At 60.7% G+C, this 18,019-nt stretch carries 16 protein-coding genes; 3 read left to right on the forward strand and 13 right to left on the reverse strand.

Annotation, left to right across the window (positions count from 1 at the left end):
* Positions 1-22: 22 nt before the first annotated feature.
* From ACF8EA_RS10255 to ACF8EA_RS10285, 7 genes are all read right to left on the reverse strand, one after another.
* Positions 23-1,024: a VirK/YbjX family protein gene (locus ACF8EA_RS10255; protein WP_392521910.1), complete on the reverse strand. Its 1,002-nt coding sequence runs from the start codon at positions 1,022-1,024 to the stop codon at positions 23-25.
* Between the two features lie 9 nt (positions 1,025-1,033).
* On the reverse strand, positions 1,034-2,011 hold the full coding sequence (locus ACF8EA_RS10260) for a glycosyltransferase family 2 protein (RefSeq protein WP_392521912.1): 978 nt from the start codon (positions 2,009-2,011) through the stop codon (positions 1,034-1,036).
* 5 nt (positions 2,012-2,016) lie between these two features.
* The gene (locus ACF8EA_RS10265) at positions 2,017-2,541 is read right to left on the reverse strand and encodes a serine O-acetyltransferase (RefSeq protein ID WP_021785074.1); all 525 of its coding nucleotides are present in this window, start codon (positions 2,539-2,541) and stop codon (positions 2,017-2,019) included.
* An 8-nt stretch (positions 2,542-2,549) separates the two neighbouring features.
* Positions 2,550-3,506, reverse strand: coding sequence for a glycosyltransferase family 2 protein (locus ACF8EA_RS10270; RefSeq protein ID WP_021785073.1), 957 nt, complete (start codon positions 3,504-3,506; stop codon positions 2,550-2,552).
* Position 3,507: 1 nt separating this feature from the next.
* Entirely contained in the window at positions 3,508-4,116 is a 609-nt protein-coding gene (locus ACF8EA_RS10275; RefSeq protein ID WP_028697450.1) for an acyltransferase, read from the reverse strand.
* Positions 4,117-4,219: 103 nt separating this feature from the next.
* Positions 4,220-5,686, reverse strand: a complete 1,467-nt coding sequence (locus ACF8EA_RS10280; RefSeq protein WP_392521914.1) for a GMC oxidoreductase — start codon at positions 5,684-5,686, stop codon at positions 4,220-4,222.
* A 236-nt stretch (positions 5,687-5,922) separates the two neighbouring features.
* Positions 5,923-7,299 carry an oligosaccharide flippase family protein gene (locus ACF8EA_RS10285; RefSeq protein ID WP_392521916.1) on the reverse strand — a complete coding sequence of 459 codons (1,377 nt, stop codon included), beginning with the start codon at positions 7,297-7,299 and terminating at the stop codon, positions 5,923-5,925.
* 95 nt (positions 7,300-7,394) lie between these two features.
* Between ACF8EA_RS10285 and ACF8EA_RS10290 the strand changes: the two genes are divergently transcribed.
* The 3 genes from ACF8EA_RS10290 (at position 7,395) to galE (ending at position 12,598) form a co-directional block, all read left to right on the forward strand.
* On the forward strand, positions 7,395-8,921 hold the full coding sequence (locus tag ACF8EA_RS10290) for an O-antigen ligase family protein (RefSeq protein ID WP_392521918.1): 1,527 nt from the start codon (positions 7,395-7,397) through the stop codon (positions 8,919-8,921).
* A gap of 5 nt (positions 8,922-8,926) precedes the next feature.
* The gene (locus ACF8EA_RS10295) at positions 8,927-11,527 is read left to right on the forward strand and encodes a glycosyl hydrolase family 5 (RefSeq protein ID WP_392521920.1); all 2,601 of its coding nucleotides are present in this window, start codon (positions 8,927-8,929) and stop codon (positions 11,525-11,527) included.
* Positions 11,528-11,632: 105 nt separating this feature from the next.
* The gene (gene galE / locus ACF8EA_RS10300; protein WP_392521921.1) at positions 11,633-12,598 is read left to right on the forward strand and encodes a UDP-glucose 4-epimerase GalE; all 966 of its coding nucleotides are present in this window, start codon (positions 11,633-11,635) and stop codon (positions 12,596-12,598) included.
* 68 nt (positions 12,599-12,666) lie between these two features.
* Here the strand turns inward: galE and ACF8EA_RS10305 are convergent, their stop codons facing one another.
* From ACF8EA_RS10305 to ACF8EA_RS10330, 6 genes are all read right to left on the reverse strand, one after another.
* Complete coding sequence (locus tag ACF8EA_RS10305; RefSeq protein ID WP_392521922.1) at positions 12,667-13,473, reverse strand: CpsD/CapB family tyrosine-protein kinase; 807 nt, start codon at positions 13,471-13,473, stop codon at positions 12,667-12,669.
* 11 nt (positions 13,474-13,484) lie between these two features.
* Positions 13,485-15,047, reverse strand: a complete 1,563-nt coding sequence (locus ACF8EA_RS10310) for a Wzz/FepE/Etk N-terminal domain-containing protein (protein ID WP_021785065.1) — start codon at positions 15,045-15,047, stop codon at positions 13,485-13,487.
* A 19-nt stretch (positions 15,048-15,066) separates the two neighbouring features.
* Positions 15,067-16,182 carry a hypothetical protein gene (locus ACF8EA_RS10315; protein WP_021785064.1) on the reverse strand — a complete coding sequence of 372 codons (1,116 nt, stop codon included), beginning with the start codon at positions 16,180-16,182 and terminating at the stop codon, positions 15,067-15,069.
* Between the two features lie 25 nt (positions 16,183-16,207).
* Entirely contained in the window at positions 16,208-16,765 is a 558-nt protein-coding gene (locus ACF8EA_RS10320) for a polysaccharide biosynthesis/export family protein (RefSeq protein ID WP_392521923.1), read from the reverse strand.
* 266 nt (positions 16,766-17,031) lie between these two features.
* Complete coding sequence (gene eppA, locus ACF8EA_RS10325; RefSeq protein WP_021785062.1) at positions 17,032-17,208, reverse strand: EPS-associated small membrane protein EppA; 177 nt, start codon at positions 17,206-17,208, stop codon at positions 17,032-17,034.
* A gap of 249 nt (positions 17,209-17,457) precedes the next feature.
* Positions 17,458-18,000 (reverse strand): helix-turn-helix domain-containing protein, encoded by a 543-nt coding sequence (locus ACF8EA_RS10330; RefSeq protein ID WP_021785061.1) that lies wholly within the window; start codon positions 17,998-18,000, stop codon positions 17,458-17,460.
* Positions 18,001-18,019: the final 19 nt, after the last annotated feature.

The raw sequence follows: 18,019 nt of genomic DNA on the forward strand, positions 1-18,019 counted from the left end.
GACCAACCTTCCCTGGCAACCTTCACTTCAGGCTGTCGACTACGGGCGGTCCGTCTACTGCCGATGCACTCACAGCAAATGCATCCCCCTGTTTTCCTTGTAGTCCAAGGTTGTGATTGCTGCTTGGCAATGCTGCCTGCAAACGGGTGAAAACATCGTCAAGCAATGCCTGGCGGCGGCGGTACATCGCCCGTTTTTTGGCCGGGATGTCGGCTTCCGCCCGTTGTGCCGGCGCTAACGGGAGGGTAAAAAAATCCTCACGGTCAGACGCTGTGGCGCCGTGTTCTTGCCAGATCACGTCGTAGTTGGCCGCCAGGTCCTGGCCCTTGTCGTTGCCAAAATAGGGATGGCGATGGTGCCGGCAGGCGTCGCTGACGGCATACAGCTGCGTCACACCCAGGGTTCTGCCCAGGCATTTCAACGCTTCGAGCAACAGGCTGCGTGGCCGCAGCCCTTCGAAGTCCTTGGTCAGGTCACGGTAGATGGCCAGCGAGGTTTCGCTGTCGATACCTTTGTGGATGCCCTGCACCGCACCGATGAACAGGCAGGTCTCACCCTGGCTGCGGCCCAGGGTGAAGGCCAGGGATGCCACACGCAGGTCGGCCTGGAACAGGTTCAACACCAGCTCGCCTTCGCGCTTGAACCAGATTGGCCGATCCAGAACCAGGCAGCAGCCTGGCGAATGGCTGGACAGGTCACACAGCCTCAGGTTTTCGTCGCGCCCCAGCAGCAACGCCGGGAACTGCCCAGCCACCCGTTCAAAGTGTGAAGCCACCACATCCAGACGCTGTGGCGCCTCCCAGCATCGGCTGATGTAAGGCCATTGCACGACACCGATACAATCCACACCCAGCCGCTGCAAGCCATGCGGGCCCAGCGCCGCCGTCATGCGCTGCATGAACCCGTTCAGCTCAGGCCACTGCCTGGCGATCTGCCGCGCCAACTTGTACTTGTTGTGCAACGCCCGCAACGAGTATCCCGGTTGCAAGATAAACACGCTTTTCACGAGGGTGCCGAGCTTCATGGGTTTCTCTCACTTGTACTCGATCAAAGCCGATTTGCCAGCCGCAAGACGGTGGCGCAGGAACTTCAGCTGGCCGAGCATTTCCGGAAACTTGCCCAACACCAGGAACACAGCCTGCAGCCAGTTCTCGCGCGTCGACTTGCTGCCGCGGCGAGCCAGGCGCAAGGCCTGCAATGGGTAGATCAACAGCAAGAGCAGACCCCAGCCGCCCAGCAGCAGGCAGGCCAGCGCGATCACCAAGGGTATGCCCAGGCCCCACAACCAGGCCCGACGTGACTCACGCAGCCAATGCCGCTCGGGTGGCTGGCCATGCAGGTAGGCGCCCTCGGCATAGGCATGCCCGGCGCGCAGGCTACGCCGCCACCATTGGCTGAAACGGGTCATGCCGGCATCGTGCAGGGTCATCTCGGCAGCCAGTCGCCAGACTTTCCAGCCGTTGGCCCGTAAACGCACGCACAGTTCGGGCTCTTCTCCGGCTATCAGGTCAGGGCGGAAGCCACCCACAGCAGCAAAGGCGTCTGCCCGCATCAGTGCATCGCCGCCACAGGCCTTGGCCTCACCGACCGGGGTATCCCACTCCAGGTCGCACAGCAAGTTGTACACCGAACGCTGCGGGAAGCGTTCACGCCGGCGACCACACACCACTGCCACTGTGGGGTGCTGCTCAAGAAAAGCCTGCGCAGTGGCCAGCCAGGTGGCATTCACCTCGCAGTCGCCATCGACGAACTGTACCAGTTGCATCGATGGCAACAGGCGCTGCAAGGCGGCAAAACCTTCATTGCGGGCGCGTGCGGCGGTGAACGGGATACCCATGTCCAGCGCCAGCACGTCCACGCCAAGGTTGGCGGCCAACTGCAGCGAACCATCGGTGGAACCCGAGTCGACGTACATGACTTTGTCCGCCCCGTGCGCCAGCGAACAAAGGCAGCGCTCGAGACGCTGGCCTTCATTGCGGCCGATCACCACCACGCCGATCACCGTTGCCATAGGCCTCACTCGACCGATGCCGTGGCGGCCGCTTGCCGGGCCTTGATGATGGCCGGCACCCCCACTGCCAGTGAGTTGTCAGGTACATCTACCAGCACGACGGCATTGGCGCCGATGATCACGTTGTTGCCGATGCGAATACTGCCCAGCACCTTGGCCCCGGTGCCGATGTCGACGTTATTGCCGAACACCGGGGCAATCGGCTCGTCGACATTCTTCAGGCCCACCACCACGCCGTTGCGGATACGGCAGTCATCGCCGAAGCGGGCATAACCGCTGACAACAATGCCGCCGAAATGATCGATGACGAAGTTGCGCCCGATCACCACCTCGCAAGGCAGTTCGATACCGGTGATGATCTGGACGAATTTGAACAGCACCTTGTAGATGAGCGAACACAGTTTGCGCAGCAGTGCCGGGCGCAACGTATAACGCCAGCGGCCAAAGCGGTACACCAGCAATACCCAGAAGCCCTGGGCGCCCCAGTCCCCGCCATGGGCCCTCAGGTCGGCGCGAATATTCTCGAACATGGCTCCACCTACCTTGTTGGTTGGCTGGCGTACCGGGTCTTGAACAGCAATGACCAGGTTGCCCGGCAATGACGCCAGCAGGCTTGAATGGCGCCCCAGCCGCGTCGTTTCAACAGCGCCTTGAGTGCCAGCACCAGGTCGCCCAGCGTGACCAGCAGCATGTGCAGGGCCAGCCCCGTCACGCCATGATGCTTGCGGAAGTACAGCAACTCGCTTTCGATCTGGTAGGACGAGATCTGCCGGCTGGCAGCCTCCAGTTCCGCCACCGACTTGGAGCTTTCGCCACCGATATGCACCACCGTGGTATGCGGGTAAAACACCACTTTCCAGCCCGCTTCCTTCACCCGCTTGCAGTGGTCCACCTCTTCGTAATAAAGGAAGTAGCGCGGGTCGAACAACCCCACCTTGTCGAGCACTTCGCGGCGCACCAGGTAGAAGCAGCCAGGCAACCAGTCACACTCGCGCACCGAGGCGTGGTCCCAGTTCATTTCGTCGACCATCTTCAGCCCTGGGAAGAACCGCCCCAGCCCGGTACGCCCGACGAACACATTGAGCGGCGTGGGGAAGTAGCGGCAACTGGGCTGCAGGTCACCATCGCGCCCCTCCAAGCGCACCCCCAGTACGCCGCACTCTGGGTGGGCCTCCATGTAGTCGAGTGTTTTTTGCAGAGAGTCGGCGGCAACGAAGGCATCGGTATTGAGCAGCAAGGCGTACTTGCCCTTGAGGTGCGCCAACAACTGGTTGTTGGCCCGGCCGAAACCCACGTTCTGCTTGTTGCTCAGCAGCAGTGCCTCGGGGCACACCTGGGCCATGCGCTGCACCGAGTCATCGCGCGAGGCATTGTCCACCACCAGGTAACTGGCCAGCCGCTCGCTGTCGGCCCGGCGCAGTGCATCGAACATTGGCTGCAGCAGTCCAGCGGTATTGAAGTTCACCACCATGACATCCACAGGTTTGCTAGCCATTTTAGCTGTCCCCGAAGAAATACTGGCGTCTTTGCGCCATCAACAGCGGTTCAACTTCCGGGTCGTAGGCCCCGTTGCGCTGTTTCACCAGGTCGATCCAAGGGTAAGCTTCGCAACGTGCCTCGACCCGTTGGATCAACTGCTCGGTGGTACAGATGAACACGGCCGGGTTGCCACCATAGACGGTGCCTGGCGGCACGTCCTTGGTCACCACCGCCCCTGCGGCCACGATGGATTCAGGCCCGATGGTCACGCGAGGCATCACGATCGCACCATGGCCGATGAAGCAGTTGTCCTTGATGTCGATGAAACCGACCGAATCCAGGTGCTTGCCATAGCGATGCTCGATCAGCAGTACCACCCCGTCATGACCGATCAACGTGCAGTCGGACAAGCCCACGCTGTTGCCGATACGTACCAGCGACGGGTCGAGAAACTTGCAGCCTGTATTGACGAAGAAATTGCTGCCGACCGAGTGAAAGTTGCCCCATCGGGCCAGATAGGCCCCCCATTCAAGACCAGAGGGGTTGCAGAACCTCCTGTAGAATTTGCCCCCTCGCCCGGTTGCATGGGCGTAGTGCGCCACTGCCTTGCGTATCCATCCCTTCATACTGCCTGGCCTCGCGATCTGAACAATCTGGAGTGTCCTGAGGCGTTCCGGTCTCGTTCTTCTAGGTGCTGACCGCATCGCTCTCACCCGTGTACAACCTGCATCACGCTGCGGCGCTGCTGGCCGCTTTCATCTTGCTATCGAGGTGGTCGGCCAGCCGCAAGGCAAACTGCAACAGCGGCATGGTCGGGTTGGAGGCGCCGCCCTTGGCAAAAATGCTGCTGCCGGCGACATACAGGTTTTCGGTACCGAACACCTTGCAATTGGCATCGACTACACCGAACTGCGGCGAGGCGGCCATACGCGTGGTGCCCATGTGATGGGCATGGGGTGCCATTTTCAGTGGAATCGAAGTGTCGTAGACGAAATCGTTGAGCTTGACGAACCCCAGCCCCATGTCAGCGAACTGCTTGGCCAGTTCGCTGCCAATGCACTTGATGGTGTGCCGGTCATCGGCACTAAGCACCCAATTGACATTGACCTTGGCCACGCCCAATGCATCCTTCTCGTCCAGCAGCGAAATGCGGCTGTGCAGGTTGGGGAACTGCTCGATCATGGTGCTGAGCACGCCGTCACCGGGGCAGCTGAACTTGGCAACGAAGGCGACCTTGCTGGCAAACCCCATGTCGCAGGCCAGGCTCTCGAGAAAATACTTGACCTCGGCAGTGCGGCCGTAGGTCTGCACATCGGCCAGTAAAACAGCGGTGACATTGCCTTTACCGGCCTTGTACTCGTCGATGAAAGCATCGGTAGTGTAGTACTGGCGCGGCTCCGGGTCCTGCCCGGACTTGAGGATGAAAGTGCCCATTTCGATGTTCAGGTGCTCCATGAACCCCCCGCCCACCAGCCCTTCCTTGCTCACCACACCTGCGGCCACCAGGGACTCGCTGTTCAGCAACTGCCGGGCATTCTCGATGGCACCCGTGGCCAGAATGAAGTTGCTTGCTACCAGGCGCTGACGATTGCGTTGATAGTCGGACAACACCACCGCAGCCAGGTGGCCGGAAGCCTTGTCGAACTCCAGGTCAACGCAATTACAGTGGATGAATACGTCCAGGCCTGGGGTCTGCTCCAGTGCTGTTGCGTACTTTTGTGCAAAGCGTGTCGGCGTGCTGAGCAGAAAGCGGTCCGCCTCGAAGTCACCGCCATCGAGACTGGTATTCATCGCGCGAAAATCCGCGCCAGGCGCCAGATCGACAATCTCCATCGCTGCCGGTAGAAAGCCTTCGATCTCCGAATAGGGAATTGGCCAACCCGGCAAGTCGCCTTGCGGGGCGACGGCAAAATCCGAAGGAGTGAATGGCCGACACCGGCCAGCCCAGTGATTGGAGGTGCCCCCCAGGTAACGCAGGCGGGATTCCTCGGCATACAGCTCCAGGCCGGTGGATGAGCACGCGTACAAGTCTTGCGAGTACGACGCATATTCGCGCCCCCCACCTTCGGCGATCATTACGCTCCAGCCGGCAGCAGCCAGGCGCAAGCCCAGGGTTATACCCGCCGGGCCGGCGCCGATGATGCAGAAATCGTAGTGGTCGCGCAGCGCCTTCTGCTGCTGAAAGTCCTTGATCATGCTGACGCGTTCCGGAAGTAACGGGACGGCAATACCCAACCGTTGATTATCACGAACCCGGGCTTTTCGGCCGTCTTGCCAGCAACGGCCGCCGAGGCGCCGAATACCGCGCTCCCCACGCCGAGCAAGACACAGCTCTGGAGAAAACCTCTACGACCCAACTGCGCAGTACAAAAAGTGAGCTTCTCCATGATCCCGTGACCTGTAGCCATGAAAGTTACACCTGGCAAACTGCGTTACAGCCAGTTGAAGAAGGCCGTCAGCAGTGCCCCGCACAGCGCCCCGACCAGCAACATCGGCAGTACCACCAGCTCACGTTTGAGGCTGAAGATATCCAGTTTGCAATTCACATACACAACCAGCACCAGCGTTGGCAAAGCATGCAGGGCCACCCCCCAGATAGCCCACTCCACCCCGCCAATCGCCAGCAGCAGCGGCAACAGTCCCCACAACGAGACCAGGCGGATGATGTTGTCCATGGCCTGGTACTTGGTCAGGCCCAAGGCAATCCACACCTGATGAGCCAAGGTATAGCGCAATACGATGAACGATAGCGAAAGAATCGCCAGCATCGGCCCTGCTTCGCGGTAGCGATCGTCATACATCCAGCCAATCAGCAATGGGCTGGCGGTCAGGAACCCGCCACAAATGAACAGAACCAGCAGGTCGACCAGCAGCCGAAAGCGGAAATACAGCGCTTTCAGGCGCTGCTTGTCGTCGGCCCGGGCCGCTTCACTGAAAGCAGGCAATGCCACCGCGCCGACAATTTTCATGAGCGCGGTCTGTACCGCACCCAGGATCAGCACGGCGATCGAATACACACCCAGCTGCGCCGCCGACATGCTGGCACCAAACCACATGCGGTCGCCGTACATCGCCAGCACGCCGACCATCGACGACAACAGGATCCAGCGGCCAAACACGATCAGCTCGGTCAGCGCCGAACGGTCCCAGCGCAGGTGGTTGGTGGGCCCCTCCAGGGCGGTATGCCCCAGCACGGTCCAGACCACCGCCGAAACCAGGCCTGATAACACCAGCGCCCAGATCGAATGGGTCAGCAAGCCCAGCACCAGCATCACCACCAGGCCGGCCACCTGCGAGGCAAGGTCGACCAGCACCACGCGCTTTTGTTGGAAAGTTCGTACCGCCACATCTATCTTGGTGGACTGGAAACCCCAGATGGCCGCCGACAAGCCGGTTACTGCCAGCACCATCGGCAGTACGGGAGCGGCATAGGTGGAGTCGGCCGGCCACAGCTCGGCCAGTTGCGCCAACCAAGCCCCCAGGGCCAGCAGCAGGGTAAGGGCAAACAGCAGGAAACCGCGGATGATCTGCACGGTCCAGGCGGTATTGAGAAAATCCGGATCGTCACCACGGTGGCTCTGGATGATGTTCTGGCGCAGGCCGACATCGGAAAGCAAATGCAGCAGTATCGAAACAGTGGTGGCAATGACCATCACCCCGAACATTTCCGGCAGCAGCAAGCGGGCCATGATCAGATTGCCGCCCAGGCGCATCACCTGTGAAGCCACCTGCGAGACCAGGTTCCACGACCCGGCTCTCAGGGCCCGCTTGCGCAGGCTCGCGGCGGCTGACACATCAATCGACGGCATGACTTCAATCTCTGACTGATTGGCTAAAAGTCACTATAGTTTCAATTAGCCACGATGCTAGCCGTTGCCCACCAAGGGAAAGGTGTACATAGCCAATGCCTGAACATTTTCGTGCGTTGATCGTCATCCTGTTTTTGGCGAGCGTGGTCTTCCTGATGGCGCGGCGGCCTGCCACCGACCTGATTCCGCTCAGCGACTACAAGCGCCGGCGCAATCTGTGGTTCCTGCTGACGCTGCTGGCTTTTTTCTCGCACAGCTTCTGGCTGTACCTGGGTGTGGGTGCGGTCGTCCTTTTGCTGGCCGGGCGCCGCGAGCACAACCCCATGGCGCTGTTCTACATGCTGCTGTTCCTGATCCCGCCAGCGTCGGTGCAGGTGCCCGGGTTTGGCGTGGTCAATTATCTGGTCGACCTGAACCATATTCGCCTGCTGAGCCTGTGCGTGCTGTTGCCGGCTGCGCTGCACCTGCGCCGGCAAGGTGACACCCTTCGCTTTGGCCGCACCTGGGCCGATAAGTTGCTGGCCGCCGGCCTGCTACTGCTGAGCGTGCTCTATTTGCGCGAAACCACCCCTACCGACACGCTGCGCCAGGCGCTGTACCTGTATGTCGACGTACTCCTGCCGTACTACGTGGCCAGCCGTGGCCTGCGTCAGATCAGCGACTTCAAGGACACCCTGCTGGCCTTCGTACTTGTCTCTTTCGTCATGGCGCTGATCGCTGTGGCCGAGTATGTACGCCACTGGCTGCTATACAGCGCCTTGGTCGACGCCATGGGCGTGCCATGGAGCATGTCCGGCTACCTGAGCCGCGGTGGTGCGCTGCGGGCGAGCGTCACCACCGGCCAGGCGATTGTGCTGGGTTACGTGATGAGCGTGGCCATCGGCCTGTTCCTGTTCGTGCAAGGCTATGTGCAACGCCCGCTGCACAGGGCCATGGGCGCCCTGCTGCTGGCCGCCGGGCTGTTCGCGCCATTGTCACGCGGCCCGTGGATCGGCGCCGTGGTCATCGTGGTGGTGTTCATTGCCCTGGGCAAAGGCGCCGTCAAGCGCCTGGCACTGCTGGGGGCGGCTGGCATGCTGGCGTTGCCCTTGCTGACCGTCGTGCCTGGTGGCGACAAGGTGCTGGACCTGCTGCCGTTCATCGGCAACCTCGAGAAAGAGAACATCACCTACCGCGAGCGGCTGATGGACAATTCCTGGATCGTCATCCAGCGCAACCCATTGTTCGGTTCTTTCGACTTCCGCAACACACCCGAAATGCAGTCGATGATCCAGGGCGAAGGCATCATCGACATCGTCAACACCTACATCAACCTGGCGCTGCGGGCCGGCCTGGTCGGGCTAGGCCTGTTCGTGGCGTTCTTTGCCGTGGTGGTGGTGGGTATCCGTAGAGCCATGCTCAGCTTCGCCGACAAGGACGACGAGCGACGACAGCTCGGCCGGGTGTTGCTGGCAACGCTGATCGGCATTCTGGTCATCATCTTCACAGTCAGCAGCATCACCTTCATCCCGGTGGTGTACTGGTCTATCGCAGGGCTGGGCGTGGCCTACATCCAGATGGTTCGCCGGCTGCACAACAGCCAGGTGATGGAACTGGCAGAACCCGACCTACAACCCAGGTAATGTTCATGAATAGGCTGTCCCTGCGTCATTACGTGCGCTTTTCGGCCATTGCCGGCCTGGCCCTGCTGCCGCTGGCCAGCTGGGCCTCAGACTGGCAGGTCAGTGTCGATGAGCAAAATGGCTTGCCTACCGTGGCACACGGCGGCGGCCCGGTCATGAAGGCCAAATTCGATTTCTGGGCTGCCAACTGGAGCTGGACCGGTTTCTATACCGACTTCAAGGTCAATGGCCCTTACCACTACACGCTGCGGGGCAAGAACAAGGAGCTGGACTTCGACCTGCAAGCTGACATCCGCAAGGAACAGGCGCAAACCCTGAGCTGGGCCTTCGACCTCGACGCCCACAGCCGCCAGAGCGGTGTCATGGGTGGCGGCCTGGTGTTCCAGTTCGACCCGGCGCAAATCGCCGGCGACATGGGCGCCCCGCAGTTGCTGCCCGACAACCGCGGCTGGACCTGGGGCAAGGCCGACCAGGGGCGACGCATCGAAATGCGCTTCGACCCGCCACTGGCCAAGGTCTATTTCGAGCGCGGCAACCCGTCCGAGCTGCGTGCATTCCTCTACAAGGACCCGATCAGCGCCGGCCGCCGGCAGCTCAAGGCCGTGCTCAACGTGACCGGCGACATCGAACTCGGCCCTACCCCCAGCGAGCGCTTCGGCCTGGCAGACCCCGCCAGCTGGCCTGATGACCAACTGGACTGGCGCACCTCGCCGGTGGACCTGTCGTTCCTCAACGCAGCGGAGAAACCCGCCGGCAAGCGTGGCTTCGTGAAGGCGGTCGGCGACCAGTTGATGTTCGCCGACAACACTCCAGTGCGCTTCTGGGGCACCAACCTGTCGGCCTACTCGTTGTTCAAAACCCCTGACGAAGAAATTCGCCTGCAGGCCAGACGCCTTTCGGCGCTGGGCTTCAACCTGGTGCGTCTGCATCACCACGACTCGCCCTGGGTCAGCCCCAACGTCTTTGGCGACGGCACCTTGGTGCATGATACCCAGCAGCTCAGCGCCGAATCGCTGCGCAAGCTCGACCTGTGGATCAAGTCACTCAAGGACGAAGGCATCTACATCTGGCTGGACATGCATGTGCAGCGTGCGTTCACCGCCAACGACAACATCGAAGACTTCAAGGAGCTTCCCGAGAAGGACGGTCGCGTCGACCTGAAGGGTTACGCCTACGTGAACGACAGTATCCAGCACGCGATGAAACGCTTCGCCGAGCAGTACCTGACCCATGTGAACGAATACACGGGCCTGGCCTACAAGGACGACCCGGCCATCGCCGCCGTGCTGATCACCAACGAGAATGACCTGACCCAGCATTACGGCAACGCCCTGATGCCAAACAAGGATGTACCGCGCCACAGTGCGCGCTACATGGCCGCAGCCAAGGCCTTTGCCAAACAGTTTGACCTCCCCGTCGACCTTACCTGGCGTGCCTGGGAGCATGGGCCGTCGAAGCTGTTGCTCAACGAGCTGGAACAGCGCTTCAATGCCGGCATGATCGCCCACCTGCGCAGCGTGGGCGTGAAAGTGCCCATTGCTACCACCAGTACCTGGGGCGGCAATGGGCTTAGCGCGCTTCCGGCACTGAGCGTTGGCGATGTCATCGACGCCCACAGCTACGGCGATGCAGGCCAACTGGAAAAGAACCCGCTGACCAGCGACGGCATGATCGACTGGATTGCTGCCGCCCAGGTCGTCGGCAAACCGCTGACTGTCACCGAGTGGAACGCCGAGCCCTTCCCGCTGCCGGACCGTCACTCGCTGCCGATTTACATCGCCGGCACCGCCAGCCACCAAGGCTGGGACGCCATGCTGCAATATGCCTACAGCCAACAGGCGTTCAACCCGGGTTGGCGCACGGCGGACAACTGGCACGCGTACAACGACCCGGCGATGATCGCCACCCTGCCCGCCGCTGCCCTGCTCTATCGCCGTGCCGACGTGAAGCCCGCCACCACTCGCTACGTGTTCGCACCGACACCTGCCACTCTGTACAACCAGGAAATCACCCCGCGTAACTCACCGCTGCTGCGCACGGCCATGGAAAAGGGCCAGCTGCAGATCGCCCTGCCACACACGCCGGAATTGCCCTGGCTAAAACCCGCGACCATCCCGGCAGGCGCGCAGGTGCTGCACGACCCGGGGCAAGCGCTGCTGGCCGCCGATGCCACCGAGTCGGTGACCGATACAGGCGAGCTCAGGCGCAATTGGCAACAAGGCATCTACACCATCGACACGCCATTGACCCAGGCCGCCAGTGGCTGGCTGGGTGGCCGTCCGATCAACCTGGGTGCCATTCAGATACAAACGAAAACGCCTTACGCCAGCGTGGTGGTCCAGAGCCTGGACGGTAAGCCACTGGGCCAGTCGCGCGAACTTCTTCTGTCTCTGGGCACCCGTGCGATGCCCAAGGCCGATGACAAGACGCCGTTCAATGTCGAGCCCCTTGAAGGCAGCCTGAACATCAAGGCACCTGCCGGCCTGAAACTGTTCGCCCGCGATGCACAGGTGCAGCTGAAACCGCTGCCGGTGGCCTACAAGGATGGGCAATACACCATTACCTTCGACGGCACCTACATGTCCAACTGGCTATTCTTGAAATAGAGCATAGGGCCATCTACGCTCAGGTCACCTGTAGATGATCATCCCACCTGCACGTGTCAGGGAGTGTTCACTGCGTCTGTAAACAGCAGATTCCAGGAGGTGGGGATGAAATATCTGGTTGTGGGTGGTGCGGGCTACATTGGCTCACACATGGTCAAGCACCTGCTAGCCGCCGGCCATGACGTGCTGGTGGCGGACTTGGTCTCACCTGGCCCCGGCATCCAGTGGGCCAGGCTCGATATCGCCGACGAAGCCGCGCTGGACGTGCTGTTTGGCGTTTGTCGCTTCGATGCAGTGTTTCACTTCGCCTCGTTCATTCAAGTGGGCGAGTCGGTCACCGCGCCTGGCAAGTACTACCAGAACAATGTCGCAGCCACCCTTGCCCTGCTGCAGGCCATGGTCAATGCCGGCATCAGGCACCTGGTGTTTTCTTCGAGTGCCGCCGTATATGGCAACCCACAGTACGTGCCGATCGATGAAGCGCACACCAAGGTACCGATCAACCCGTACGGGTTGAGCAAATGGATGGTCGAGCAGATTCTTGAGGACTTTGACCGGGCCTATGGTTTGAAATCGGTATGCCTGCGCTATTTCAATGCCGCGGGCGCTGACCCGGAAGGTCAGCTCGGGGAACGTCATGACCCGGAAACCCATCTGATCCCCTTGATCCTGCAGGCTGCATCGGGTCGGCGCGAGGCGGTGACAGTGTTCGGTCGTGACTACGACACACCGGATGGCACCTGCATACGCGACTACGTGCATGTGGCAGACCTGGCGGCGGCCCATGCGCTGGCGGTGGATTATTTACGGGCCGGTGGCGAGCGTGCCGCGTTCAACCTGGGCAATGGCCTGGGCTTTTCGGTGCAGCAGGTGATCGATACGGCCCGGGCAGTAACCGGGCGACAGATCAATGCCCTTGACGCACCGCGCCGCGCGGGCGACCCGCCACGGCTGGTGGCGGATGCGAGCAAAGCCATCCAGGTGCTGGGCTGGCGCCCGGCGTTCGCTTCGCTGGAGGAGATTGTGCGGCATGCGTGGCAGTGGGAGTTGCAGTATCCCTGGGAGCGCTGAGTTGGTTTCGCTCCCTGTAGGCGCAGCAAAAGGCTGCACCTACAGGTGGACGGCCAGAAGGCTCAGTATCAGTAATAGGTGCGCGGCTGTTCGTCAGCTTTGTTCAACACAGTCCCGATCAGGTTCACCGTGGCCAGGTGATGCAGGCAATCCTCGATTTCCTTTTTGTTGTTCATCCCGTTGGCCACCACCAGCAATACACAATCAAACTTGGGCATCACGGTGATTGCATCGTCCGAGCTGAGCAGCGGTGGCAAATCGAAAATGCAGATGCGCGACTCGTAGCGGTTGCGCAACTCGCCAATCAGGTTGTTCACCTTGGGCGAGGACAGCATCTCGGTCGACAGGGGTACGGGTACCCGCGTCGGCAGCACAACAAAGCGCGGCAAGGTCGGGTTGACCAGGCAGTCCTGCAGCTCGGCCTTGTTCGTCAGAAACTCGTTCAGTGCCTGCTCCATGGGCAGCCCCAGGTAACTGCCGACCTTGGGCCGGCGCAGGTCGAAGTCCACCAGCAACGCAGTCTTGGTGGTGTGGTGGGCAATACTCATGGCCAGGTTGATCGCCAGCATTGTCTTGCCCGCTTCAGGCGTTGGCGAGGTGATGGCCAAGGTACGCCAGCCGTTCTCGTCCATGGCCCTGAGCACCTGCGTACGCAACAGGTCGATCGGCCCGTTCATGTTGGAGTTCTTGTTGTACGCGACGATGCGGTTGCGCTCCAGGTGGTCTGCACGCAGCGGTACCACCTTGGTGTTCACGTAATCGAACTGACCCGGCACTTCTGCCAGCGCCGTACCGGGGGCGGGAGACAGTGCCTGGGGAGTACCTGGGGTAACCTGATGAATATTGTTGCCAACAGCCGGCTTGATCCTGTCCATCACTGCTTTCCCTATACAAACCGAGACATGACTTTGTACAACAGCACATCCAGTGGCATGTAGAACACGTGCACCAGCCCTATCATGATAGCTGCCAGCGCCAGTGCCGCCAGGATCAGGCGATTGCGCCAGCGCTTGCGTCGGGCCACGTCGGCTCGGGTATCGATATAGGGCAGTGCCACCAGCACCCGTTTGCCCAGCAGGCTTTCCAGGGCGCCAACGCCGCGCACGCGCTGATTGAGCATTTCCAGCAGCATCACCAGCGCACCGCCACCAGCTGGCGCCAGCACCAGGCCCAGCGCGGCGATTTTCTTGCGGTTAGGCTTGATCGGCTTCTCGGGCAACAGCGGAGGCTCCAGCAGCACAAAGCGTTCAGCCTTGTTTTCCTGCTCGAGGCTTTCGGTAATTTTTGCGCCCATTTCCTTGGCACGAATCTCTTCGTATTTCTTGCGCGCGTTGTCGTGGTCACGCATCAAGGTCACCAGGCCACGCTCGACCTGCGGCGCCTCGAGGATCTCGGCCTCGTACCCTTCCATTTTCCGGGTCAGCTCGCGCTTTTGCTCTGCCAGCGAGGCGATACGCACCTGGGCAGCGCTCATCTTGGCACGGACACGGGCCACGTCGAGGCTGACCGTGGACGCTGCCGCAGTGCGACCACCACTGGCTTCGAGCGCCTGGATCTTGCGTTTGATCGCCACCACATCCGGGTGGGCGTCCTTGTAGCGGGTCAGCAGCCGCGCGTATTCGGCTTTCAGGCTAGGCAGGTCCTCAGGCTGGTCGGCACGGGTTGACCGGGTGCCTTCGGCAGCCTTGGTGGCAAGGCCTGCATTGGCCGCAGACAGTTCCAGCTCGAGGTAGCGCAGCTCTTCCTGGGCAGCCTTGTAGTCACGGTCGACCTCACGGAATTCCAGCTCCGCACGCGACAGCATGTTCATGCGCAGGGTCTGGTGCTCGGGCAAGGCATTGGCGTGGGCCTGCTTGAAATCGGCCAACTGGTTTTCCAGGCTGGCCAGCTCGGCGCCCAGCTTGTTGGCTTCCTGGGTGAGGAATTCGGTGGTTTCGTTGGCCCGCTCGGTGCGCTGCTTGAGGTTTTCGTTGAGGAACAGCGTCACCAGTTCGTCGGCGACTTCCTTGGCCACTTGTGCCTGCTTGTGCTCGAACGACACAGTGAACGCCACGGTCGCTTCACCACGTCCACGCACGTAGGTGGTAAGGGTTTGGACCACGATCGCGTTGCGCATCTGGTCGATCTTGTCGCTTTCGCTGAAGCGCTTGTCGGCGAACAGGTCGTACTTGCCGATGATGCGCAGCAGGTTTTCGCGGGTCATCACCCGTTGGCGGATCACCTCGATGCGCTCATCGGCAAAAGTGGTGGTGTTGGTCGACACCAGCTCCGGTGAAATCTGCTGCGACTCCACCAGAATGGTGCCGGTCGACTGGTAGATCGGCGGCACCATCAACGCGACGGCCACGGTCGCGGCGAGAATGACTGCGGCACTCACCCCTAACACCAGGGCCCTGTCCTTGATAATGGCGATGTAATCTCTGAGGGAGAGCTCGTAGTCAGACTTCATAGGGCCACCTGCCTGAAGTTCAGATGTCGGGGTACCTGTACGTCAACGTCAAACCAACGATCGTAGCGGTCGCATCCGGTACATGGTCCTGCTGCCGTTCTTTGTACATCAGCGACAGGCGCAGGTCCCAGTAAGGCGAAAACTGGCGGCTGGCCCATACGCTGTAAGTCTGCAGCGTGTTGGGCGACTGCCCTTTGCTGTCTTGCCACGCGGCGTCCGCGCCCACCCGGGACAACTCGGTCAACGCATAGCTCCACACACCCCGCACCTGGTCCAGCTCGGCGAAGCCGCCTTCGGCACTGGCCACCGTGCTGCGCTCGGCCGTGAGGCTGGCATCGGCACGCGGGCCGGTGTACAGCAACGCAACCCCACCCTCCCCGCGTCGGCCGCCGCCGTCACCTGACACTTGGTTGACGCCAATATGGGCATCGGCGCTAAAGCCTTCGGCAAGCTGGTATTTGACGCCGACTGCCGGGGTGTAGCTGTTGGAAGCGGTCGCGGTAAGGTCCTGTTCGGGCTCATAGCGCCGGGCACCAAAACGGGTATACAGATCAGCCCGTTCGTTCCAGGCGTAAGTCCAGGTAAAGACGTTCGCCAGTTCGTCGTAGCCCGTCAGCGTGCTGATGTCGTAACGGGCACGGTTGTAGGTGGTTTCGTTGCTCAAGGTACTGCGCTCGGTCACCGCCTGGCTCCAGTTGCCAGTCAAGGTGTAAAGCTTCTGCGTACCGTCGGTGGTAATCACCCCGGTATCCAGTACTGTCCCCGACAACGTCGAGCTCTCGTTGTAGCGCGCCACCAGGCCGAAACGCCCCCGCTCGGTGGTGCGCTGCCAGCCCAGGCTGATATCAGGATCTTCACGGTCATCGACGATATCCGTATCGGACGAGCGCAGCACATGCATGCCAAGCCCCAACCTCAATTCGTCACGGTCAAAAGTGCCGATCAGGGTGTAATCCGGCGCGATGATCGTGCGCGTTATGCCCTTTTCCCCCGAGGTCAGCAGCAATGGGTTGCTGTCGTATTCGACGGATGTCGGTACCACCACCGTAGACTGCCAATTTGCCGCCAGTACCGCGTCCGTAAACGGCAAGACCAAGATTGCCGTTGCAATGCGAGTTGTTCTAAGAAGAGGCATTAAATGTTCTTATTAAAAGGCAAGATCAAGGAACGACCAGCGTATCGCCAGCCTGGAGTTGGATGTTGGTGGACATGTCCCGGCCAGACACCAGGTCCTTATATCGCACGGGCAGGATCTTTTGGGAAGCACCCGTGCCGCGGACCACCTTGATTTCGCTTTCGTCAGCAAACTTGTCCAGGCCACCTGACATGCTCAGCGCCTGCAATACCGCAGTGGGGCCTGCCATTTGCACAGGCCCGGGCTTGATCACTTTGCCTTGGACATAGACCATATTGCCGGCAATGCTTTTGACGACAACGCTGACGTTAGGGTCGGGGAGGAATTTTTCGAGTTTGGCAGCGACCTGCTTTTCGACTGCCGTCACGTCCAGCCCGGCAACATTGATGCGCCCGGCCAGGGGGAAGGTAATACTGCCATCGGGCAGTACGGTGGCTTCTTGACGCAGGCTGTCTTCCTGCCACACCGAAACCATCACCACATCGCCGGGGCTAAGCAGGTAGGGAGCACCGCTCTGGTCGGCGTTAGCGGCGCCGGACCACACCGTCAGCATGCACAAAGCGGCAAATATTGAACGCACCATGAGGGTCCCTCCGGCCAAATGGCCCGACAAAGAGCACTGAATGAGAACAACACACCAACTCTCGCTCCGCTTCACGGCGCACAGCTGCCGCGATGGCCTCGACCTTCCTGGAGGCCCTTACCTTGACGCTGTAGACGTGGACTGCAACGTTCTGTAAACGTTGGCCCTTACGGGCTACTGGGAATATAGCAACGGTTGGAGAATTCACAAGCCATGCCTGTGGCCTCTCGGCAATGGGCAGTCTCTTCGGGTACAAGGTGTCCGGTTCAGATCTTTCTGCGGTTGGCAACAGCAACAAAACCGACGACAGCAAAGGCAAAGAACCAGCCTGCAGTTGAAACAGGAATGATACTGTTCTGATTGATATACGAATCTGCCGCACGGGCAGCACCACTTAGCATCACCAGCAAGAACATCGATTTGATTATCAGAGTCGAGCGCATACTCCCCTCCTAAAAACAGGAAAATCAATTAGTTATTGGCGCGGTGTTGCGGGGTTGTTTCGTTGTTGATTTGAGCTTATGGGCACAATGACACTACGTCAATGATCCGACACCATAATAAAATTCAATGGGCGATAGGTGCTTTCGTCAAAAAAACGACATGCAGATTATGCAAGGGAGGGCTGCTGCGATGAATCTGGCGTTTCACAGCTGAGAATACGCGGGGGCATACCTGCCCCCCCCACGTATTCATTCGTCCGCGTGGTGAACCACGACCAGTAATTGCGCTGGAGTAACACCTACCGAGCGCAGCCGGTGCGGCGTCTGGGCATTGAAATGCAGGGCGTCGCCCTGCTCCAGCATTACCCGCTCGCTCATGAAATCCACTTCCACCTGGCCTGCGTGAACAAACAGGAACTCTTCGCCCTGGTGTTCCTTGAACGTGGGGTCGCTGAACTCGGACGGCGGCTGGATCAGAAACGGCAGCAGGCTGCGCTGGCCAACCTGACTGGTGAGGGCCGCGTACCCCGGCCCTTGTCCATCGCCAACCAAGGCCTGGCGCTCGGTATGGCGCACCAGGCTGTAGCGGCTCTGCCCGGCCTGTTCTTCGGCGAACAGCTCTTCGACATTGACGTTCAGCGCCCTCGCCAGTTTCAGCGCCGCAGCGATCGAGGGCGTGTTGAGGCCCCGCTCGACCTTGGACAGGTAGCTTTTGGTCATGCCAGTCTTTTCGGCCAGCATTTCCAGGGTCATCCCCAGTTTCTTACGCAGCAGTTTCAATCGGATAGACATGTGACGCGGGTTTCCCAGG

It is taken from the genome of Pseudomonas sp. YQ_5, assembly GCF_043103305.1.
In the GTDB taxonomy this organism is placed as follows: Bacteria; Pseudomonadota; Gammaproteobacteria; order Pseudomonadales; family Pseudomonadaceae; genus Aquipseudomonas; species Aquipseudomonas putida_Y.